This is a genomic window from Gillisella vitis, assembly GCF_001541345.2.
Classification (GTDB): domain Bacteria; phylum Pseudomonadota; class Alphaproteobacteria; order Rhizobiales; family Rhizobiaceae; genus Allorhizobium; species Allorhizobium vitis.
Genome location: NZ_LMVL02000003.1, coordinates 111,473 through 130,834, shown reverse-complemented (window position 1 = coordinate 130,834; position 19,362 = coordinate 111,473). Strand labels below are relative to the sequence as shown.

Sequence of the window (19,362 nt, the reverse complement as noted above, 5' to 3'; positions counted from 1 at the left end):
CCATGGCAGAAACAGTTTATACGGGCGGCTGCCAATGCGGTGCCATTCGTTTTCGGGTTGAGGGCGTGCTGAAAGATAGCTCCATCTGCCATTGCCGCATGTGCCAGAAGGCGTTTGGGGCCTATTATGCCCCGTTGGTGTCCACCCGTGGCGCGCAATTGAACTGGACGCGCGGTGCGCTCAAACATTTTCAATCATCCAATATGGTCAAGCGCGGCTTTTGCGATGCCTGCGGCACACCACTGACCTATGAAGCGCCCGATGGCATTGCGGTGTCGGCTGGCGCGTTTGATGATCCATCTACCCTGCCCCCGACTATTCAATACGGTATTGAGGGCAAGGTTGGCTTTGTCGATAAACTGCATGAATTGCCAAACCGCAATACCGAAGAGGATTTGCAAAGCGCTGCCTTTCTGGCGCAACTGATCTCCTACCAGCACCCCGACTTTGATACCGAAAGCTGGCCAACCGAAAGCGAAGCAAAGGCATGAGCGAGATTTTTTCCGGCGGTTGCCAATGTGGTGCTGTGCGGTTTCAAGCGGCAAAGCTGGGGCGGCCTTCCATCTGTCATTGCCGCATGTGCCAGAAACAATTCGGTGGCTTTTTTGGCGCTTTTGTCACCGCCGATCAGGCCCATCTGACCTGGACACGCGGCCAGCCAAAGCTTTTCCGCTCATCCGCGAAGGTTAAGCGTGGCTTTTGCGACAAATGCGGTACGCCGCTAACCTATCAGCATCCCACCGGCGTAGAGATTGCCATCGGTGCCTTTGACAATCCCGGTGCCTTTGAGCCCGCCATTCAGGTCAATCACCACAAGCGCCTGCCGTGGATCGACACGCTGTTTGAAAAGCCGATCTATACCAGCCCGGAATACGAAGCCTTCTTCGATTCCGTCGAATCCTGGCAGCACCCGGATTTCGACACCCAAGTCTGGCCGGTGGAGGATGACGCATGAAAGCTCAAACCCTGCATGGCGGCTGCCAGTGCGGCGCGGTGCGTTATACAGTCAAACCGTCGATGAGCAGCAAGCCAGCAATCGGCAATCCGCATATCTGTCATTGCCGCATGTGCCAGAAGGCGTCGGGCAATTATTTCCTCCCGCTCGGCTCGGTCAATCGTGAGCTGTTTCAGCTGACACGAGGCACGCCGCAGTGGTTTCAGTCATCCGATCTGGTGCGGCGCGGCTTTTGCGCTGCCTGCGGTACGCCGCTGTTTTTCGACATTCCCGAGGCGGATTTCATCAACATCACACTCGGCTCGCTGGATGATCCGGCCAGCGTCAAGCCCATTGAACAGGCCAATCTGGACAGCAAGATGCCATGGTTTGCAGCCCTCGACACCTTGCCGGTCGAGGCCAGCGAAGCCAATGCAGATTGGCTGGCGAAAGTGGCAGGTGCCACCCATCAGCACCCGGACCATGACACGAGCGATTGGCCAACTCATATGGGATCTCCCCATGACTGAGTTACGCACCCTCTACCCTGAGATTGAACCCTTCGAGACCGGCTTTCTCGATGTTGGCGATGGCCATGTCATCCATTGGGAGCGGGTCGGCACCAGGGGTGCCAAGCCTGCGGTGTTTCTGCATGGCGGACCGGGTGGCGGCATCACTGCCAACCAGAGGCGCGTGTTCGATCCCGCCCTGTATGATGTGATCCTGTTCGATCAACGCGGCTGCGGTAAGTCCACACCGCATGCCCATCTGGAGGCCAATACCACCTGGCATCTGGTCGCCGATATCGAGCGCTTGCGTGATATGATCGGCGTCGAAAAATGGCTGGTGTTTGGTGGCTCCTGGGGCTCGACGCTGGCGCTGGCCTATGCGCAGACCCATCCCGAGCGGGTCAGCGAACTGGTGCTGCGCGGCATCTACACGCTGACCAAGGCCGAGCTTGACTGGTATTATCAGTTTGGCGTCTCCGAGATGTATCCAGACCGTTGGGAGCATTTCATCGCGCCCATTCCTGTTGAAGAGCGTCATGACATGATTTCCGCCTATCATCGCCGCCTGACCGGTGAGGACAAGGCAGTACAGCTCGCCTGCGCCCGCGCCTGGAGCCAGTGGGAAGGCGCGACGATTTCGTTGATCCCTGATATCCAGCAGATCGAAAATTTCGGCGAGGACCATTACGCCATCGCTTTTGCCCGGCTGGAAAACCATTTTTTCATGAACCGGATCTGGATGGAAGACGGGCAGTTGCTGCGTGACGCCGACAAGCTGAAAGGCATTCCGGGCGTGATCGTGCATGGGCGCTATGACATGCCCTGCCCGCTACGCTATGCCTGGGAATTGTCCAAACTCTGGCCGGATGCCGATCTGCACATTGTCGAGGCCGCAGGCCATGCCATGAGCGAGCCCGGTATTCTCGACCAATTGATCCGCGCCACCGACCGTTTTGCCGGAAAAAATCAAAACACATAAAAATTTGCCTTTGGGAGGCACCCATGACACGCGAAAAAATCACCCTGTTTGACACCACGCTGCGCGACGGTCAGCAGACGCCCGGCATCGATTTTTCCGTGGAAGACAAGATTGCCATTGCCGCCATGCTGGATGATTTCGGGTTGGACTATGTCGAGGGTGGCTATCCCGGTGCCAATCCGACCGACACGGCTTTTTTCTCAAAGAAACGCACCAGCCGCGCCCGGTTCACGGCGTTTGGCATGACCAAACGCGCCGGGATCTCCGCCTCCAACGATCCGGGCCTGAGCCAGCTTTTACAATCGAAAAGCGATGCTATCTGTTTGGTGGCGAAGAGCTGGGATTACCATGTGAAAGTTGCGCTTGGCTGCACCAATGATGAAAACCTCGACTCGATCCGCGACAGCGTCAAGGCCGTGGTGGATGCGGGCAAGGAAGCACTGGTGGATTGTGAGCATTTCTTCGACGGCTACAAGGCCAATGCCGATTATGCCGTGGCCTGTGCCAAAACCGCCTATGACGCCGGTGCGCGCTGGGTGGTGCTGTGCGACACGAATGGCGGAACCCAGCCGCCGGAAATCCGCAGTATCATTGCCAGCCTGATTGAGGCAGGTGTTCCCGGCGCAGCCCTGGGTATCCATGCCCATAACGATACCGGCCAGGCCGTTGCCAATTCGCTGGCCGCCGTGGAAGCCGGTGTGCGCCAGATTCAAGGCACATTGAACGGCATTGGCGAGCGCTGCGGAAATGCCGACCTGACCACTATCATTCCCACGCTCTGTCTGAAGAAGACCTATGCCGACCGGTTCGAGACGGCAATCGATCTCGAAAAACTGGTGGAATTGACCCGCCTCTCCCATGCCTTTGACGAGCTGTTGAACCGCTCCCCCAACCATCAGGCTCCCTATGTCGGTGCTTCCGCCTTTGCCACCAAGGCCGGCATCCATGCCTCGGCGCTGTTGAAGGACCCGAAAACCTATGAGCATGTGGAGCCGGGCCTTGTGGGCAATTTCCGCAAGGTCATGGTGTCCGATCAGGGCGGCAAGGCCAATTTCATCAACGAGTTGAAACGCCGTGGCATCATGGTTGCCAAAGACGATCCGAAGCTGGACCGGCTGATCGAGATCGTCAAACAGCGTGAAGCCTCCGGCTATGCCTATGAAGGCGCCGATGGCAGTTTCGAGCTCTTGGCACATCGCACCCTCGGCACCGTGCCGGAGTTTTTCGCTGTCGAGAGCTTCCGGGTGATGATCGAACGCCGCTTCGACAGCAATGGCAACCTGAAAACCGTGTCGGAAGCGGTAGTGAAAATGGTGATTGACGGGCAAACGGTGATGTCGGTCGCCGAAGGTGACGGCCCGGTCAATGCACTGGATATTGCGCTGCGCAAGGATCTCGGCAAATTCCAGAATGAAATAAAGGATCTGGAACTGGCCGACTACAAGGTCCGTATCCTCAACGGCGGCACCGAGGCCATCACCCGCGTGCTGATCGAATCCACCGATGCCAGCGGCGCCCGCTGGTGGACGGTGGGCGTATCGGAAAACATAATCGATGCCTCGTTCCAAGCCTTGATGGACGCGATTGTCTACAAGCTGATGAAAAATCGGGAACTGGCTGGTCGGATTGCGGCGGAATAAGCCAAAACCGTCTTGATCTACTTTCCAATCTTCGAACATTGACATAGTCGCATTCACCAAACTCACTGATCCTTCAATGGAATGAATTTGCCGTTTGCGCCCTGAAGGCGTATCGGCAGGAAAAACAGCAATGGGATCGGAAACATCATGAGCGAAGTTGCAGCGCCAGTGGCTGAAAACCGCGATAGCCTGCGCGGCTTTCTTTTTGCGCTTTCTGCCTACCTGCTCTGGGGATTTCTGCCTCTTTACATGAAGGCCGTGGCGCATATCCCGCCCATGGAAGTCATCGCCCATCGGGTGCTGTGGTCCATTCCGGTGGCCGGTCTCGTTCTTCTGGTTCTGCGGCGCACCGATGATCTGAAGCGGGCGCTGCGCAATCCGAAAATGCTCGGCATGGCGGCAATCACCGCCTGCCTGATCAGCATCAACTGGGGCATTTATGTCTGGGCCATCGGCGCGGGCCACGCGCTGGATACCGCACTCGGCTATTTCATCAACCCGCTGTTTTCCATTCTACTTGGTGCTGTGCTTTTGAAGGAAAAGTTGAAGCCCGCGCAAATGGCGGCGCTGGCTTTGGTGGTGGTCGCCGTCGTCATCCTGACGGTCGATGCCGGACGCCTGCCGCTGATCGCGCTTAGCCTCACCTTTTCCTGGGGATTCTATGCGTTTTTCCGCAAGACGCTGCCGATTGGCCCCAATCAGGGCTTTCTGCTGGAAGTGCTGCTGCTTGCACCGTTTGCCCTGGCCTACCTGATCTATCTCGGCGTCACCGGCCAGTCGCATTTCCTGGGTTCGCCGGATGCCAGCATGTTCAATAATACCGTGCTACTGGCCTCAAGCGGGTTGGTCACGGCCGTGCCGCTGATCCTCTACGCCAATGGCGCCAAGCTCCTGCGTCTCTCCACCATCGGCATTATGCAATATATCGCCCCGACGATGATTTTCCTGATCGCCGTCTTCCTGTTTCGCGAAGAATTCAGCACTGCCAAGGCCATTGCCTTCCCGCTGATCTGGGTGGCCCTGGTCATCTATACCTTACCGATGCTGAAACGACGCCGATCAGAGCTTTGACAACAGCTCCGCATCGCCGGAGATGCGACCGAGTTCTTCCCAGCGATCGACAATCGTCGGCACGATAGCCTCGATCTCGTCAATCACCAGCGGCTGCACCTTATGGCCGGTATGGACGAAGCCCTCCTGGCGCATATGGGTGATCAGCTCCAGCATCGGGTCCCAGAAACCGTTGACATTGGCAAAGACCATCGGCTTTTCATGACGGCCAAGCTGGCCCCAGGTCATGATCTCGACGATTTCTTCCAGCGTGCCGATACCGCCCGGCAGGGTCACAAAGGCATCGGCGCGCTCGAACATCTTGTGCTTGCGCTGATGCATGTCCTCAGTAATGATCAATTCATTCAACTGACCGAGAGAATGACGTGTGGCCTCCATATCGACCAGGAATTCGGGTATGATGCCCGTCACCTGGCCACCCGCGTCCAACACGCCGCTGGCAACGGCACCCATGATGCCCTTGGTGCCGCCGCCATAGACGAGGCGCAGGCCATGGGCGGCAATCGAGTGGCCAAGTGTGCGGCCCGCAGCCATGTAATCGGGATCACGCCCGGGCCGTGAGCCACAATAAACGCAGATGGATCGAATCGAAGAATGGTTTTCTGTCATACGTTTAGAATGGCCATCGCGGCCCGCTGACGTCAATAAAATTAACGAAAACTCCAGGAAGCCTATGAACAAACCGGGTTCATCGCTTGTGCAGCGATTAAGGAAACGTTACTGCATAAAGTCTTAAATCCCAATGGATGTAAGAGATCGGACCAAAATGCGGGACGCGATTTTTGGAAAATCCGATGGAAACGCCAAGCCCGTAGCACCGTACCGGTCTGCGGTTTTGAGCTGGGTCATGCAGTGGGGACAAAACTTTTGAGCGTCCTTCATGGGGTATTCATACCCCATGGCGCTCTATCAGTTTCAAGGGATATGGCGGAATAATCCGCCCGGAGACGTTGGACTATGAAAAACCGTGCCGGTTGGCTGGCTCTCGGCGTGCTTGCCATTGCGACAGTATTGATGGTGTTTTTCGTGCTTCCGCAAATTGGCGGCACAAAGAAGACGGCAGAAACACCTGCTGCCCCGGCTGAACAGGCGGCAGCGCCCGAAGCGTCCGGGCCTTCCTCACCCACGCCTGCCCCCGATGGCCAGGCCGCCGCCAAGATGCAGCGCCTGACCAAGGCCGCAGAGCAATCCGTGGCCGCCTTGGAAAATCTGTTTGCCGATCAGAAAACCCCGGCACCTGAACTTTACGCCACAGCCCGCATTGCTGCATTGACAGCCCTGAAAGCCCTCTCGGACGCCGATCTCCCCGCCGGGATCGAATCTGGTCTTGTCGACAGCCTCTCCAAGGCCAAGGCCTCGGCAGCCCATGCTCTTCAATTGATCGCCAAATTGCCAGCTTCGCCGCAGGATGCCGCCGCCATGATCGCCAATATCGGTCGGGCCATGCGCGGCGAACCGGAAGTGGCTATCGATCCGGACATGCCGCGTTTTGACGTGCTCCGCGTTGAAAAAGACGGCTCGACTGTCATCGCCGGCAGCGCGGCACCCGGCGCCAAGGTCGAGGTCCATGACGGTTCCAACAATATTGCCAGCGCCACCGCTTCTCCCAACGGTGACTTCGCCATCGTGCTCGACAAGCCCTTGTCTCCCGGCGATCATTCCCTGGATTTGAAGGCCACGACCAAGGAAGGCAAGACAATCGGGTCTGAGGAGCAGGCTACGGTTTCCGTCCCGGCCGATCCATCCGGTGACGTGCTGGCCATGGTGACCAAGCCCGGCGAAGCCAGCCGGCTGATCAGTGGCCCGCAACAGGATCAAGTCTCACCAAAGGATCAGAGCCAGCCACAAGCTCCTGAACAGATCAATGGTGTCGACAAGCAAGGCCGCGTCGCCGCAGCCACGCCGTCTACGCCCACGGCATCCCTCGGGTCTGCACCCTCCCCCTCCCTGTCCGCTGCCGATTTGCAGATCACCGCCGTCGAGCTTGAAGGCGACAAGATTTTCGTGGCAGGCAATGCCCAGAAGGGTCGCACCGTGACCGCCTATGCCGATGGCAAGCATATCGGCTCGGCGGATGTCGACCAGAAGGGGCATTTCGTGGTCGAAGGCCAGATGCCGCTGACGGTTGGCCAGCATATCATCAGTGTCGATCTGAAGGATGCCAATGGCAAAGTGACGTTGCGTGCGTCCGTGCCGTTCAACCGTCCGGAAGGTGATCAGGTTGCGGTTGTCGCACCGGAAGCCCAGCCCGGCGTTGCCAGCAGCACCGTCAGCCCGGCCACCGTCGATAGCAACCTGTTCGATCGGCAGCGTGATACGCTGGCCAAGTCCTTCGCCCTGCTCAGCAATCTGTTTGCCGATGGCAAGACACCGACGCTGGAAAGCCTGGCGGCATCACGCTCGGCGCTGGAATTTGCCCTGAAGGCGGTTGCCGATTTCCGCCCGACCCCCAGCACGGACCAGACCGCCAGCACGTTCATGGCGGGCATGGCAGACCAGGCCGACAAGGCCCTGGTCGTCCTCAAGCAAGTGCCGACCGCTTCGGTCACGGCAATGGCCAATGCCTTGCCGACCCTCAAGTCACTTGTCGATGCAGCGTTGGAGCCGATGCCAGCCAAAATTGCCGCCGCGCAAGCCGCTGCGACGCAAAACCCGGCACCGACCCTGACACCAACCGACGGCACATCGCCACCGGTACTGAGCCAGGCGCCGCTGACCGAGAGCAAGAATGCGGTGATCATCCGCCGGGGCGATACGCTCTGGCAGATTTCCCGGCGGGTCTATGGCCAGGGCGTGCGTTACACGACGATCTATGTCGCCAACGCCGAACAGATCAGCAATCCCGACCTGATCGAGCCCGGCCAGACCTTCACCGTGCCGGATCAATCCATGCCGGATGACGAGGCCGAAAAAATCCATCGCAAATGGATGCTGGAGCACAAGCGATAGACGCAAACACCGGCAAGGACGGGGCTAAACCCGTCCGGTCCTTGCCTGTCTCGCTCATATTGCCTATATCAGCGACGACCAAAGGCGGCCCCAGGGGCGCCTTTTTCTTGCCTCCTCTTTTTTGCCGCCCATTCCGGGAACCGACCGCGCTTCCACCAGCCCGCGCGCAGGACATAAAGCATGCACCAGAAAGCTAAAACGGTTTCGGCCGAAAGCAGCAATCCGTGGCGCACCATCGTCAATCTCTGGCCCTATATGTGGCCAGCCGAGCGCCTCGATCTGAAAATGCGGGTGGTCTGGGCAAGCCTGTTCCTGGTGATCGCCAAGCTGGTGCTGATGCTGGTGCCCTATTATTTCAAATGGGCCACCGATGCGCTCAATGGCAAGATGGATGCGACCGGCCTGTTGCCTGCCTTCATGCTGTCGGCGGTGATGCTGGTTATCGCCTATAATCTGGCCCGCATCGTGCAGATGGGCATCAACCAGTTCCGTGACGCATTGTTTGCCAGCGTCGGCCAGTATGCCGTGCGGCGGCTGGCCCATATAACCTTTCTGCACATGCACCAGTTGTCGCTGCGCTTCCATCTGGAGCGCAAGACCGGCGGGCTGTCGCGGATCATCGAGCGCGGCACCAAGGGCATCGAGACCATCGTCCGCTTCACCATTCTCAACTCCATTCCGACGCTGATCGAATTTGCCCTGACAGCGGTGATTTTCTGGTGGGGCTATGGCCTCTCCTATCTGGCGATCACCGCCGTCACCGTCGCCGTCTATGTCTGGTTCACGGTCAAGGCTTCGGACTGGCGCATCGCCATCCGCCGCTCGATGAATGACAGCGATACCGACGCCAATGTCAAAGCAATCGACTCGCTATTGAATTTCGAAACGGTCAAATATTTTGGCAATGAAGACATGGAAGCCCGCCGCTTCGATGCCTCCATGGCCCGCTACGAGAAGGCCGCCACCCAGGTCTGGACCTCGCTCGGCTGGCTGAACTTCGGCCAGGGGCTGATCTTCGGTGTGGGCATGACGGTCATGCTGGTGTTTTCGGCGCTGGCCGTACAGCGCGGTGAGCAGACCATCGGCGATTTCGTATTCGTCAACGCGCTGCTGTTGCAGCTTTCCGTGCCGCTGAATTTCATTGGCATGCTCTACCGCGAAATCCGCCAGGGGTTGACCGATATCGAGCAGATGTTCGACCTTCTGGCGGTAGAGCCGGAAGTGCGCGACGCCCCCGATGCGAAGCCACTTGCCATCGCCAAGGGCGCCATCACCTTCGAAAACGTGCATTTCGCCTACGACCCCGCAAGGCCGATCCTGAAGGGGATTTCCTTCACCGTGCCGGAGGGCAAGACGGTTGCCGTCGTCGGCCCATCGGGCGCTGGAAAGTCTACGATTTCACGGCTGCTCTACAGGTTTTACGATGTGCAGCAGGGCGCGATCCGCATTGACGGGCAGGATGTCCGCGACATCACGCAGACCTCGCTGCGCGCCGCCATCGGCATGGTGCCGCAGGATACGGTGCTGTTCAACGACACCATTGCCTATAATATCCGGTATGGCAGGCCAGGTGCCAGTGATGCCGAGATGGAAGCCGCCGCCGACATTGCCCAGATCAGCCGCTCGATCCGCGAACTGCCGCAGGGTTACAAAACCATGGTCGGCGAGCGCGGGCTGAAACTGTCAGGCGGCGAAAAGCAGCGCGTCGCCATCGCCCGCACCGTGCTGAAATCCCCGCCGATCCTTATTCTCGACGAGGCAACCTCGGCGCTGGACACCACGACCGAGCAGGATATCCAGGCGGCCCTCGACATTGTTTCGCAAAATCGCACCACTCTGGTCATCGCCCATCGACTGTCGACCGTGATCGGCGCCGACGAAATCATCGTTTTGAAAGCGGGCGAAATCGCCGAACGCGGCACCCATGCGGAACTTCTCGCCCAAAACGGCCTTTATGCCTCGATGTGGAACCGGCAACGGGAGGCGACCCAGGCAGAAGAGCATTTGCGCCAGGTGCGCGAAAGCGACGATCTGGGCGTGGTCACGCGCCTGCCGCCTGCTGTGTGATCGGCATGTATAAAAGTGCGGCGGCTTTCCCGTGAAAGGCCTCAATCAGGCCCGGCATTGCCCCTGAACACGTTTCGCGGTAGTCACGTCATCAATAGAGTTTTCAGGAGAAGTCCTACCGATGTCCTTGTTCGATACGATCCGCAATACCCTCGTTCCCGTGCATAAGGAAGGCTATATTTTTGTCGGCGCTTTCTTCGTCGGGTCGCTGGTGCTCGGATGGATCTGGGAGCCGCTGTTCTGGGTCGGCCTGCTGCTGACCCTATGGTGCGCCTATTTCTTCCGCGACCCGGAGCGCCTCACCCCGCAGGATGACGATCTGGTGGTCAGCCCGGCCGATGGCCGCGTGTCGATGATCCAGATGGTCATCCCGCCGGAAGAATTGCAGCTATCGAGCGATCCGATGCTGCGCATCTCGATCTTCATGAATGTCTTCGATGTCCATATCAATCGCGCGCCGGTGCGCGGCGCAATCCGCCAGGTTGTCTACCGGGAAGGTAGTTTCCTGAATGCTGAACTGGACAAGGCCAGCACCGACAATGAGCGCAACTCGCTGGTCATCGATGGCCCGCGCGGCGCTATCGGCGTGGTGCAGATCGCAGGCCTCGTAGCCCGTCGCATCCTTTGCTGGTCGGTGCCGGGCCAGGCACTCGGCGTTGGCGAACGTTTCGGCCTGATCCGCTTCGGTTCGCGACTGGATGTCTACCTCCCAGCCGGTGCCGAGCCTCGCGTTGCGGTTGGCCAGCGTTCGATCGGTGGCGAAACCGTGATCGCGGAATATGGTTCGGCAAAGGGCCCAGTCATCAGCCGCCGCAGCTGAGACGATTTTTGTAGGCCATGACGGAGACAGGTCAACCATGAACAGCGACACGCCGCAGCATCAGGCACACCCCTCGGAAGAGAATGAGGGGCCGAGCAATCCGGCGGATGAGAATCAGGCAGGCCAGCAGGAGGTCAACGAGGCTTCACGCGGGCCTAGGCTGCGGGAAATTCCCCTGCGGCTCATGATTCCGAACCTGATCACCGTTCTGGCAATCTGCGCCGGTCTGACCGGCGTACGCCTGGCATTCGAAGGACGTTTCGAGCTTGCGGTCGGCATGGTGCTGGTCGCCGCTTTTCTCGATGGAATCGACGGACGCATCGCCCGCCTGATGAAAGCCACATCGAAATTTGGCGCGCAAATGGATTCGCTCGCCGATATCGTCAATTTCGGCGTGGCACCCGGTCTGGTTTTGTATATCTACGTTTTGGACCAGGCCCGGTCCTTCGGCTGGATCGCGGCGCTGATCTTTGCGATATCCGCAGGTCTGCGGCTGGCCCGTTTCAATGTGATGGACGAGCGTGCCATCAAGGCCCCTTGGCAAAATGCCTATTTCGTCGGCGTTCCCGCGCCTGCTGGTGCGCTTCTGGTCATGCTGCCGATCTATCTCGGCTTTCTGGGCGTGGAAGCCACGCCTGGTTTTGCCTTTGCGTCCTCGGCCTATACGATGCTGATCGCCTTCCTGCTGATCAGCCGCCTGCCGGTCTGGTCCGGCAAATCCGAAAAGAAGGTCCGCCGCGATCTGGTTCTGCCACTGACGATCGCCGTGGTGCTCTATGTCGCCCTGCTGATGAGCTTCACCTGGGAAGTGCTGTCGGTTACGGTCATCGTCTATCTCCTCTCCCTTCCCTTTGGGGCCCGTGCCTGGAAGCGGAAATACGGCACCTTGACCGTCATGGAAGACCACGACGACCATCACGGCGCCGGAATGGATCGAGGCCTTTGAAACAGGCCTTTAAAACCGGAAATTGTAAAACAGACTCACGAAAAGTAGCAGTCTTTGATTTAAATTAATTTGCATTGTTCACGAAAGTGTCATGATCTCTAAACCTGAACAGTCAGGAAAACGACTGTTCGGAAGTTTGTCACGGGAAAAACGCACCCCGATTTTCTCGATAAGGACAGACTGAAACAAGGGAAATGCGTGTCCCTCAGGTTGCAAGCAAACCTGACAGGCCGCCATGGAAACACTTTGGAGAACATCATGCCCGCCCCCCTGCAAACAAAAGAAGCCCAGCAACCGGCCAAGCCGGAATTGAGCGACAATTACCGCCCAATCGGCCTGAAAGCGGTGATTGCCGCCGCTCTGATGTTGAAGCGAGCGCCGATCAAGAAAGTCGCGTGAGGACGCCCTTTTTCCAATACCGTTCAAAACAGCGATAGCTGTTGCGAAGGCGGCTTAGGCTCGGCTTTAGGCGTCGGGTTTTCGACACGGACCTGTACATCCGAGCCGGTATTGGCGACCTTGTTGACCTTGTCGGAAACCGGAATGGCTTCGAACACGTCCTCGCCTGCCGGTTTCAACAGGTCAGAGACATGGCGCGGCTCCTGGCGTTTGCAATCCAGCCAACGCTCGAAATCCTCCGGAGCGATCACGACAGGCATGCGGTCGTGGATCGCTCGAATGGAACGATTCGCACGGGTGGTCAGGATTGCGCCGGTATCGATTTCAGATCCATCGGCAGCGGCAAAGGTTTCGACCAGACCACCGAACGCGACAATACCGCCCTGGGCGGGGCGGATCCAGTAAGCCTGCGGTTTTTCACCGCTTTCTTTTGCTGGCCGATACCATTCATAGAAACCGGAGGCCGGTATCAAAACACGGCGATGGCGCATGGCGCCGCGAAAGGACGCCTTCGTTTCCGCCGTCTCAGAACGCGCATTGATCAGCAATGGAAAATCACTTGGATCTTTCACCCAGCCGGGCAGAAAACCCCAGCGCACCAGCAGCGCCCGCCTGCTCGGCAGGTTGCTGCCCACCATCGGCACCTCCCCATTGCCAACCGTCAGAATCGGCTGGGTCGGAGCAATGTTGAACCGGGGCGGAAAGGCCTCGAGTTCATGCAGACCAAAGGCCTCCACGATCTCATCCGGTGTCACGGTCAGGGCAAAACGTCCACACATGGACTTGTCTTCGCAGTCACAGAGCCTATCGTCAAGCGAGCTTATAACCGCTGCCTGATGCGTCAGACCTGCAAACAGAACGAGCACCGTATGACCGAGCAACCCGTCCCGGTTTTTTTCGCCCCCGCCTCCTCCGCCATCGTCATCCGGCAGGGCAAGCTGCTGCTGGTCAAGCGGTCGAAACCGCCCGCCGCCGATCTCTATGCCTTTCCCGGCGGGCGTGGCGAACCGGGCGAAACACCGGAAGAGACCGCCTTGCGCGAACTGAAAGAGGAGACCGGGCTATCGGCCCATGCGCCCGATCTGTTTGTCAGCTACGACCTCTACCCGGACCCGGGCGGCCCTAGTCACCATCACTTCCGGCTTTCCGTTTTCCTCGTCACTCTGGACGATCCGGCAGCGGCAGCGGTCGCCCAAAGCGATGCCGCAGCGCTGGGCTGGTATAGCCCGGCGGAAATCTTGGATCAGCCCGTGCCACCGAGCGTGCGCGACTGCGTGGAAAAGCTGGTGGCTTGCGGTAAAGCAGCGTAAACGAAGGCGGGAATCGTGATAAGGTTCAAGTTAATCCCGGCGCATCCGCCGGATATGCCATGGATATGCATGACCCGACCAATACTGCTTTTTCCTGCCGTCTGTACCGTGTCCGTCCTTCTGGCGGGACTTGCGGCAGCGGCAAATGTCGCGCCTCCAGCAAAGCTGCCCAGCGAGGCTGCACCATCTGTGCAACAGGCAACGCCCTATGACGGGCAGTTGAATCGGCTCTCCGAAATCCTGGGGACCGTGACCTATCTGCGCAATCTCTGCGCAGGCCAGCCGGAGCAGCAATGGCGGGCTGCGGCCGAAAAACTCATCGCGCTCGATGCAGGCACTGAACCGGCCCGCAAACAGATGCTGACAGCCGCCTATAACCGTGGTTATCGGGCTTTTGCCGCAGTGCATCCCTCTTGCACTTCCGCCGCTCGGGTGGCAGAAAGCCAGTATCGTGCTGAAGGCGCAACACTTGTTCGGGAAATGACGGCGCGCTTTGGAAATTAACCAATAATTCATCCGATTTAGCATTCGCCCGTGTCGTTTTGATAAAACACTGATAGAGTCGTTAACAGCTGAGTAAGTATCGCTTCGAGGACATGCAGAATGGAACCACGCCGCAACGAGATTGACGACATGATCGTTCATGAAAAGATGCAGGCTGCCCTCGAATATCAGAACGAGGCCTGGGCCGACGGCATGGCTGATGGCATCGAACCGGAAATCATCGCCGATGCAGCCATTGCTTTGGCCATGCGCGAAACCATCCGCATTCATGGCGAAGATGGTGCGGAAGCCATGTTGGAGTCTTTGCGCGCCCGTATGCTGGCCGGTGAGTTTTCTCCCAAGCGAAGTGTTCAGTAAGTTTCAGAGGCAATAAGATGCGCAAGGCATGCCAGACCGGAGCAAAGACAACCGGTCTCAAGAACAATGTAAAAACAATTCTGGTCTGCGGCTGGATGGCAAGCGTTGCCGTTCTGGCTCTTCCGGGGAGCAGTTTCGCCCTGTCGGAATTGCAGGGCGGCGCCAAGGAGGCGGCGCAACAGGGACAGCAACCGCAAGCCGGCCAGCAGCCCGGCCTGCCAACCGATAGTACGTCTGACCCGAAGAGCGCCCCCAGCGCCGAACCACAGCAGGCCACACCCGCCGATAAGGCGAAGGGCGCGGCTGCCGAAGCGGCACCCCACGCGCCTGTTGAGGTGATCTACGATATCAGTAAGGCTCCCGAACCGGTGCGCAAACTGCGCGAAAAACTGGTGGAAGCCGCAGCTTCCGGCGATCCGGAACGCTTGCGCGCGCTTCTGGCGGGCGGCAATGATCCGACGGCTCTGGCGCTTGGCAATGACAATGGCGACCCGATCCAGACGATCAAGAGCGTTTCTGGCGATCCAGACGGCCTCGAAGTCCTGGCCATCATGCTGGACGTGCTGTCGACCGGCTTCGTGCATGTCAATGCCGGGACCCCGGAGGAAGCCTATGTCTGGCCCTATTTCGCCGAAAAGCCGCTGACAACGCTGACCCCACCGGAAAAGGTGGAATTGCTTCGGCTGGTGACAGCCGGCGATTTTGAAAACATGCTGGAAGTTGGCAATTACAATTTCTTCCGCATCGGCATTGCACCCGATGGCAAATGGAAATTCTTCACGGCAGGCGATTGATGGACGTGTGTTTGCCTTAGAGTTATCAGGGAAAAGCCCAACCCGCTTTTCCCGACAAGGCAACCGGCGTCAAAGTATGTCACCTCGCGGCAATCGATTTTGCTGAAGAGAAAAATGTGCAATCCACGGATTTAGTAAACGAAGCCGTGGGCACGTAAGATGTGATTGGATCGTCTCATGCCAGCCGTTTTTCTTGAAAACCGGGCTTTTCTAAAGGTCGCTGGAGCAGAGGCCACGCATTTTCTCAACAATTTGCTGACCGCAGATCTCGGCCTTATCGTGTCTGGGCAAGCCGCGCCCTCGGCGTTGCTGACACCGCAGGGCAAGATCCTGTTTGACATGCTGGTCTATCCGCTGAGCGATGGTTATCTGCTGGAGGTGGAATCTGACGAACAAGAGGCCCTGCTGCGCCGCCTGACGCTCTACAAGCTGCGCGCCGCCGTGACCCTGACCCCCGCTGAATTTTCCGGAGTCACGGTGATCTGGGACAACGTGCCGGCCGAAGCTTTTCAGGATCGTCGTTTCGCTGCTGCCGGTGAAACTGTCTGGCGCGTGCCGGGTCGCGTCAACTCGGCTGGGGATGATGTCCGGCTTTATACAGCGTTGCGAATCAAGGCCGGGGTGGCCGAAGCGGGGCTCGACTATCCGCTTCAGGATGCCTATCCGCACGACGTGCTGCTTGATCTCAATGGCGGCGTCTCCTTCAAGAAGGGCTGTTATGTCGGGCAGGAAGTGGTGTCGCGCATGCATCACCGTAAAATGGCCCGCCGCCGGATCGCCATCGTTTCCGCCGACACTGCTCTGCCCGCAACCGGAACCGAGCTTCGTGCCGATGGTAAGCCGCTTGGTACACTCGGCACGATTTTGGACAACATCGGATTGGCGATCCTGCGCATCGACCGCACTGGCGATGCGATAACAAACGGCACGCCTATTCTGGCCGGTGACCAGGCCGTGCAGCTGCAACTGCCCACCTGGACCGGTCTGGATTTTCCTGCCGCGTCAGACGAGGACTGACATGCCCGCCGCCCCTCCTCCAACATCGGCGCGGGCCTGGCAGCGGATGCTGTCGGGCCGTCGCCTCGATCTTCTCGATCCTTCGCCGCTTGATGTCGAGCTTTCCGATATTGCCCATGGCCTTGCCCGCGTCGCCCGCTGGAATGGCCAGACCGTTGGCGACCATGCGTTTTCCGTGGCCCAGCATAGCCTTGTGGTCGAAGAGGTCTTTCGCCGCTGCAATAGCAAATACAGCGCCAACGACCTGCAAATGGCCTTGCTACACGATGCGCCGGAATATGTGATCGGCGATATGATTTCGCCCTTCAAGGCGGTGGTGGGCGGCGGCTATAAGCTGGTCGAAAAGCGGCTGGAGGCGGCCATCCATCTGCGATTTGGCTTGCCATCGCATCCCACGGCCAGCCTGAAAAGCCTGATCAAGAAAGCCGATAGCATCGCCGCCTATTTCGAGGCCACTGAACTTGCAGGCTTTTCCCGCGCCGAAGCGATCCGGATTTTCGGTCAGCCACGCCATATTACCGCCGACATGCTGCCGCTTGGCCCTATGCCAGCCATTGAAGCGCAGCGGCAGTTTGCGGAGCGTTTCGACGCCATCGAGCGGCTGCGTGAGGCGGAAAACCATAAAAAATCCGGTACGGCTGCGCCATGAGCTATTTCATCGTCAGTCCGCTGGCCCGCCTTGCCGAAATGGCCGTGCGCCACAAGGCGAAAGAAATGATCAGCCTGCTGGCCAAGGGCCAGGATTTTCATCGCCCCGCAGTGATTTCTCCGGGCCGGCACATGACGCTTGCGCTGAACGATATTACCTTTGCCGGTAGAGGCGACCTCATCGCTCCGCAAGATGTGCATGTGGAACAGATTATTCATTTCGTGAAGGATTGGGACCAGACTGCGCCGCTGCTGATCCATTGCTGGATGGGGGTATCACGCTCTCCAGCTGCGGCTTTGATTGCCAGCCTCGCGCTTCATCCCGAACAGGACGAGGAGGCGTTGGCACAGGGCTTGCGGGCCGCGTCGCCGTTTGCAACGCCCAATATCAGGATGGTGGAGATTGCCGATACCTTGCTTTCACGCGGGGGGCGCTTCGTTACGGCGGTGAAAAAACTAGGCCGCGGCCAGGACGCCGATGGCAATGCGCCATTTGTGCTGCCAATTCTAGCAGCCGATCCGGTCTCCAGCTCCGCTTGATACGGATAGGCGCTCGATCCGAGGGATCAGTAAATCAGCGTTGAGGTGGAGACATAAGGGATAGATTGGTAAAGCTTGATGCGGGTTCAATCGGCATAGGCATCATGTCTCCATGCCGTTTGTTCGCAAGTAGCGGCCCCTCAGGGCAGCATTCAGCCTCATGGCTGCTATAATGATCTCCCAGTCTCAGTCCTAGAACGATGAGCTCTAAAATCCTGTACCGGGGTAGTCGGGTGCGATAGCGACCCGTCAGGCAGCGGCAGTTTGTCCGGTCGTATCGGTTTCGTCGGCAGTGCCGCCAGCGGAACGATAGGCATTGATAACCGAGCTCATCTGGCTGAACACGTCATCCATGGACATGCTGTCTTCACTACCACTGCTGTCACCGGACATCATACTGCTAAGGCTCTGCATGTCGCCCATACCGCCCATACCGCCCATCATCATCGGAGGGGGCATTTTACCGTCAGGCTGCATCTGGTCTTCGGTCACATAGCCAGCATCTTCCGAGTCAATGGCCTCGAACATCTTGGTCGAATCTTCCTCAGACACATCCTCCGGACGTGCATTGACAAATTCTTCCTTGGTTACTTTTCCATCGCTATCAGTGTCGATGGACTTGGTTGCATTCTGGTCGGTGGACGTCGTGTCGCCACGGGACAGTTCCATCGCCATCAGGTCACTGGAAAGCTGCGAGGATGTGCTGTTGGCGGCACTGTCGCTCAGAACGGTCGGATCCTGAGTTCTGGTAGAGCCTGAAGATTGCTCTTCCGCAGAAACGACACCATCACCATTGGTGTCCAGGCTGGATGTCGAGCCGACGTTGTAAGACGACACCGACGAAAGAGACGCTGAAGAAACGCTCGTCATTGAAAACCCCTGTCTAGGTTGTTTCTATTTTTATAGCGCCATTTAAACGCGAGACAGGACGGCGCTGCGCGATGACTATCGTGATTTGGGGATCTTAGTCAAAAGGCAATTGTTATAGGTGATAATTTGTATGGGCCGAATAATTCCCTTGAAAATCCTGGGTTTTCTAGAGGTTGAGTTAAAAAGAGCTCAGGTATGGTGACACAGAATCACGGAAAATTGCTTATTTTTGTACGACTTTGCCCACTGCTAACACCATCGCAAAATCATGCGATTTGAGGGTGGATTTATCCTTCAATCTCAGTGGATTTGGGCAATGATACAGCAGAACCGAGTGATTCCCTCCGAGAAGATGCCCCGATGATCACCACAGCCTTCGCCCCTCATGACGATCTTGCCAAATGGCTCCTTCCGCATGCCACTGAGGGCAATGACGGCTCGCATGACGCTGCCCATATTTTGCGTGTGTTCAAAAACGCCATGCGCATCCACGCGATCGAAGGCGGCGACCGTCAGGTTCTTGCCGCTGCCGTGCTGCTGCATGATTGCGTCTCCATGGAAAAGAGCGCACCCAACCGTGCGGATGCGTCCCGCCTTGCCGCAAAAAAAGCTGAAACGATCCTGACGGAAGGCGGTCAGTGGCCAGCGAGCAGCATCCAAGCGGTCTCCCACGCAATCCTCACCCATAGTTTTTCGGCCAATCTTGCCCCCGAAACGCTGGAAGCAAAAATTCTGCAAGACGCCGACCGGCTGGATGCCATCGGGGTGGTCGGTGCAGCGCGCTGCTTCTACATTGCCGGGCGGCTCGGTTCCGGTCTTTACGATCCAGCCGATCCGAAGGCTTTGCAACGCCCACTGGACGATAAGCGCTTTGCCATCGACCATTTTCAGACCAAGCTTTTCAAGCTGGCGGATGGCTTCCAGACTCAAGCCGGACAACAGATGGCGCTTGAGCGCCATGCACGCCTCCAGGCGATTTTCAGTGATTTTCTTGAGGAGATCTGATCC

At 58.2% G+C, this 19,362-nt stretch carries 22 protein-coding genes; 19 read left to right on the top strand and 3 right to left on the bottom strand.

Annotated features, from left to right (window positions below; all coding sequences use genetic code 11):
• Positions 1-2 precede the first annotated feature (2 nt).
• The 6 genes from ASB66_RS10670 (at position 3) to rarD (ending at position 5,133) form a co-directional block, all read left to right on the top strand.
• On the top strand, positions 3-491 hold the full coding sequence (locus ASB66_RS10670) for a GFA family protein (RefSeq protein WP_060715885.1): 489 nt from the start codon (positions 3-5) through the stop codon (positions 489-491).
• Complete coding sequence (locus ASB66_RS10665) at positions 488-955, top strand: GFA family protein (protein ID WP_060715886.1); 468 nt, start codon at positions 488-490, stop codon at positions 953-955. Before ASB66_RS10670 ends, ASB66_RS10665 begins: the two co-directional genes overlap by 4 nt.
• Positions 952-1,464 (top strand): GFA family protein, encoded by a 513-nt coding sequence (locus ASB66_RS10660; protein WP_060715887.1) that lies wholly within the window; start codon positions 952-954, stop codon positions 1,462-1,464. Before ASB66_RS10665 ends, ASB66_RS10660 begins: the two co-directional genes overlap by 4 nt.
• The gene (gene pip / locus ASB66_RS10655) at positions 1,457-2,422 is read left to right on the top strand and encodes a prolyl aminopeptidase (protein WP_060715888.1); all 966 of its coding nucleotides are present in this window, start codon (positions 1,457-1,459) and stop codon (positions 2,420-2,422) included. The genes ASB66_RS10660 and pip overlap by 8 nt, the downstream gene beginning before the upstream one ends.
• Positions 2,423-2,445: 23 nt before the next feature.
• The gene (gene cimA / locus ASB66_RS10650) at positions 2,446-4,062 is read left to right on the top strand and encodes a citramalate synthase (protein ID WP_114386528.1); all 1,617 of its coding nucleotides are present in this window, start codon (positions 2,446-2,448) and stop codon (positions 4,060-4,062) included.
• 147 nt (positions 4,063-4,209) lie between these two features.
• Entirely contained in the window at positions 4,210-5,133 is a 924-nt protein-coding gene (rarD, locus tag ASB66_RS10645) for an EamA family transporter RarD (RefSeq protein ID WP_156544980.1), read from the top strand.
• Here rarD and ASB66_RS10640 read toward each other — a convergent pair.
• Positions 5,122-5,742, bottom strand: coding sequence for an LOG family protein (locus ASB66_RS10640; RefSeq protein WP_060715891.1), 621 nt, complete (start codon positions 5,740-5,742; stop codon positions 5,122-5,124). The genes rarD and ASB66_RS10640 overlap by 12 nt on opposite strands.
• Before the next feature lie 348 nt (positions 5,743-6,090).
• Here ASB66_RS10640 and ASB66_RS10635 point away from each other — a divergent pair, with 348 nt between their 5' ends.
• The 5 genes from ASB66_RS10635 (at position 6,091) to ASB66_RS26465 (ending at position 12,314) form a co-directional block, all read left to right on the top strand.
• Positions 6,091-8,082 (top strand): Ig-like domain-containing protein, encoded by a 1,992-nt coding sequence (locus tag ASB66_RS10635; protein WP_114386526.1) that lies wholly within the window; start codon positions 6,091-6,093, stop codon positions 8,080-8,082.
• Positions 8,083-8,262: 180 nt separating this feature from the next.
• Positions 8,263-10,149, top strand: coding sequence for an ABCB family ABC transporter ATP-binding protein/permease (locus tag ASB66_RS10630; protein ID WP_060715893.1), 1,887 nt, complete (start codon positions 8,263-8,265; stop codon positions 10,147-10,149).
• A gap of 121 nt (positions 10,150-10,270) precedes the next feature.
• Positions 10,271-10,969: a phosphatidylserine decarboxylase gene (locus tag ASB66_RS10625; protein ID WP_015915474.1), complete on the top strand. Its 699-nt coding sequence runs from the start codon at positions 10,271-10,273 to the stop codon at positions 10,967-10,969.
• Between the two features lie 37 nt (positions 10,970-11,006).
• Positions 11,007-11,915: a CDP-alcohol phosphatidyltransferase family protein gene (locus ASB66_RS10620; RefSeq protein ID WP_060715894.1), complete on the top strand. Its 909-nt coding sequence runs from the start codon at positions 11,007-11,009 to the stop codon at positions 11,913-11,915.
• A 258-nt stretch (positions 11,916-12,173) separates the two neighbouring features.
• The gene (locus ASB66_RS26465) at positions 12,174-12,314 is read left to right on the top strand and encodes a hypothetical protein (protein ID WP_171430955.1); all 141 of its coding nucleotides are present in this window, start codon (positions 12,174-12,176) and stop codon (positions 12,312-12,314) included.
• Positions 12,315-12,337: 23 nt separating this feature from the next.
• Here ASB66_RS26465 and ASB66_RS10615 read toward each other — a convergent pair whose 3' ends face one another.
• Complete coding sequence (locus ASB66_RS10615; RefSeq protein WP_060716034.1) at positions 12,338-13,093, bottom strand: SOS response-associated peptidase; 756 nt, start codon at positions 13,091-13,093, stop codon at positions 12,338-12,340.
• A 90-nt stretch (positions 13,094-13,183) separates the two neighbouring features.
• Here ASB66_RS10615 and ASB66_RS10610 point away from each other — a divergent pair, with 90 nt between their 5' ends.
• The 7 genes from ASB66_RS10610 (at position 13,184) to ASB66_RS10580 (ending at position 17,484) form a co-directional block, all read left to right on the top strand.
• Entirely contained in the window at positions 13,184-13,624 is a 441-nt protein-coding gene (locus tag ASB66_RS10610) for an NUDIX hydrolase (RefSeq protein WP_060715895.1), read from the top strand.
• 69 nt (positions 13,625-13,693) lie between these two features.
• Positions 13,694-14,128: a TIGR02301 family protein gene (locus ASB66_RS10605; RefSeq protein ID WP_234612490.1), complete on the top strand. Its 435-nt coding sequence runs from the start codon at positions 13,694-13,696 to the stop codon at positions 14,126-14,128.
• Between the two features lie 99 nt (positions 14,129-14,227).
• Positions 14,228-14,485 (top strand): hypothetical protein, encoded by a 258-nt coding sequence (locus ASB66_RS10600; RefSeq protein WP_015915468.1) that lies wholly within the window; start codon positions 14,228-14,230, stop codon positions 14,483-14,485.
• A gap of 17 nt (positions 14,486-14,502) precedes the next feature.
• A complete protein-coding gene (locus ASB66_RS10595; RefSeq protein WP_060715897.1) occupies positions 14,503-15,279 on the top strand; it encodes a hypothetical protein in 777 nt (258 codons plus the stop codon).
• A 177-nt stretch (positions 15,280-15,456) separates the two neighbouring features.
• Positions 15,457-16,296 carry a CAF17-like 4Fe-4S cluster assembly/insertion protein YgfZ gene (gene ygfZ, locus ASB66_RS10590; protein ID WP_060715898.1) on the top strand — a complete coding sequence of 280 codons (840 nt, stop codon included), beginning with the start codon at positions 15,457-15,459 and terminating at the stop codon, positions 16,294-16,296.
• A gap of 1 nt (position 16,297) precedes the next feature.
• Entirely contained in the window at positions 16,298-16,945 is a 648-nt protein-coding gene (locus ASB66_RS10585) for a YfbR-like 5'-deoxynucleotidase (RefSeq protein ID WP_060715899.1), read from the top strand.
• Positions 16,942-17,484, top strand: a complete 543-nt coding sequence (locus ASB66_RS10580) for a tyrosine phosphatase family protein (RefSeq protein ID WP_060715900.1) — start codon at positions 16,942-16,944, stop codon at positions 17,482-17,484. Before ASB66_RS10585 ends, ASB66_RS10580 begins: the two co-directional genes overlap by 4 nt.
• Positions 17,485-17,733: 249 nt before the next feature.
• Here ASB66_RS10580 and ASB66_RS10575 read toward each other — a convergent pair whose 3' ends face one another.
• The gene (locus ASB66_RS10575) at positions 17,734-18,354 is read right to left on the bottom strand and encodes an EF-hand domain-containing protein (RefSeq protein ID WP_060715901.1); all 621 of its coding nucleotides are present in this window, start codon (positions 18,352-18,354) and stop codon (positions 17,734-17,736) included.
• Between the two features lie 360 nt (positions 18,355-18,714).
• Here ASB66_RS10575 and ASB66_RS10570 point away from each other — a divergent pair, with 360 nt between their 5' ends.
• A complete protein-coding gene (locus ASB66_RS10570; RefSeq protein WP_060715902.1) occupies positions 18,715-19,359 on the top strand; it encodes an HD domain-containing protein in 645 nt (214 codons plus the stop codon).
• Positions 19,360-19,362: the final 3 nt, after the last annotated feature.

What these genes read in the sequence shown, in the direction of transcription:
- ASB66_RS10670 (WP_060715885.1), top strand. Translation starts at nt 3, where the DNA reads ATGGCAGAAACAGTTTATACGGGCGGCTGCCAATGCGGTGCCATTCGT.
- ASB66_RS10665 (WP_060715886.1), top strand. Translation starts at nt 488, where the DNA reads ATGAGCGAGATTTTTTCCGGCGGTTGCCAATGTGGTGCTGTGCGGTTT.
- ASB66_RS10660 (WP_060715887.1), top strand. Translation starts at nt 952, where the DNA reads ATGAAAGCTCAAACCCTGCATGGCGGCTGCCAGTGCGGCGCGGTGCGT.
- pip (WP_060715888.1), top strand. Translation starts at nt 1,457, where the DNA reads ATGACTGAGTTACGCACCCTCTACCCTGAGATTGAACCCTTCGAGACC.
- cimA (WP_114386528.1), top strand. Translation starts at nt 2,446, where the DNA reads ATGACACGCGAAAAAATCACCCTGTTTGACACCACGCTGCGCGACGGT.
- rarD (WP_156544980.1), top strand. Translation starts at nt 4,210, where the DNA reads ATGAGCGAAGTTGCAGCGCCAGTGGCTGAAAACCGCGATAGCCTGCGC.
- ASB66_RS10640 (WP_060715891.1), bottom strand. Translation starts at nt 5,742, where the DNA reads ATGACAGAAAACCATTCTTCGATTCGATCCATCTGCGTTTATTGTGGC.
- ASB66_RS10635 (WP_114386526.1), top strand. Translation starts at nt 6,091, where the DNA reads ATGAAAAACCGTGCCGGTTGGCTGGCTCTCGGCGTGCTTGCCATTGCG.
- ASB66_RS10630 (WP_060715893.1), top strand. Translation starts at nt 8,263, where the DNA reads ATGCACCAGAAAGCTAAAACGGTTTCGGCCGAAAGCAGCAATCCGTGG.
- ASB66_RS10625 (WP_015915474.1), top strand. Translation starts at nt 10,271, where the DNA reads ATGTCCTTGTTCGATACGATCCGCAATACCCTCGTTCCCGTGCATAAG.
- ASB66_RS10620 (WP_060715894.1), top strand. Translation starts at nt 11,007, where the DNA reads ATGAACAGCGACACGCCGCAGCATCAGGCACACCCCTCGGAAGAGAAT.
- ASB66_RS26465 (WP_171430955.1), top strand. Translation starts at nt 12,174, where the DNA reads ATGCCCGCCCCCCTGCAAACAAAAGAAGCCCAGCAACCGGCCAAGCCG.
- ASB66_RS10615 (WP_060716034.1), bottom strand. Translation starts at nt 13,093, where the DNA reads ATGTGTGGACGTTTTGCCCTGACCGTGACACCGGATGAGATCGTGGAG.
- ASB66_RS10610 (WP_060715895.1), top strand. Translation starts at nt 13,184, where the DNA reads ATGACCGAGCAACCCGTCCCGGTTTTTTTCGCCCCCGCCTCCTCCGCC.
- ASB66_RS10605 (WP_234612490.1), top strand. Translation starts at nt 13,694, where the DNA reads ATGACCCGACCAATACTGCTTTTTCCTGCCGTCTGTACCGTGTCCGTC.
- ASB66_RS10600 (WP_015915468.1), top strand. Translation starts at nt 14,228, where the DNA reads ATGGAACCACGCCGCAACGAGATTGACGACATGATCGTTCATGAAAAG.
- ASB66_RS10595 (WP_060715897.1), top strand. Translation starts at nt 14,503, where the DNA reads ATGCGCAAGGCATGCCAGACCGGAGCAAAGACAACCGGTCTCAAGAAC.
- ygfZ (WP_060715898.1), top strand. Translation starts at nt 15,457, where the DNA reads ATGCCAGCCGTTTTTCTTGAAAACCGGGCTTTTCTAAAGGTCGCTGGA.
- ASB66_RS10585 (WP_060715899.1), top strand. Translation starts at nt 16,298, where the DNA reads ATGCCCGCCGCCCCTCCTCCAACATCGGCGCGGGCCTGGCAGCGGATG.
- ASB66_RS10580 (WP_060715900.1), top strand. Translation starts at nt 16,942, where the DNA reads ATGAGCTATTTCATCGTCAGTCCGCTGGCCCGCCTTGCCGAAATGGCC.
- ASB66_RS10575 (WP_060715901.1), bottom strand. Translation starts at nt 18,354, where the DNA reads ATGACGAGCGTTTCTTCAGCGTCTCTTTCGTCGGTGTCGTCTTACAAC.
- ASB66_RS10570 (WP_060715902.1), top strand. Translation starts at nt 18,715, where the DNA reads ATGATCACCACAGCCTTCGCCCCTCATGACGATCTTGCCAAATGGCTC.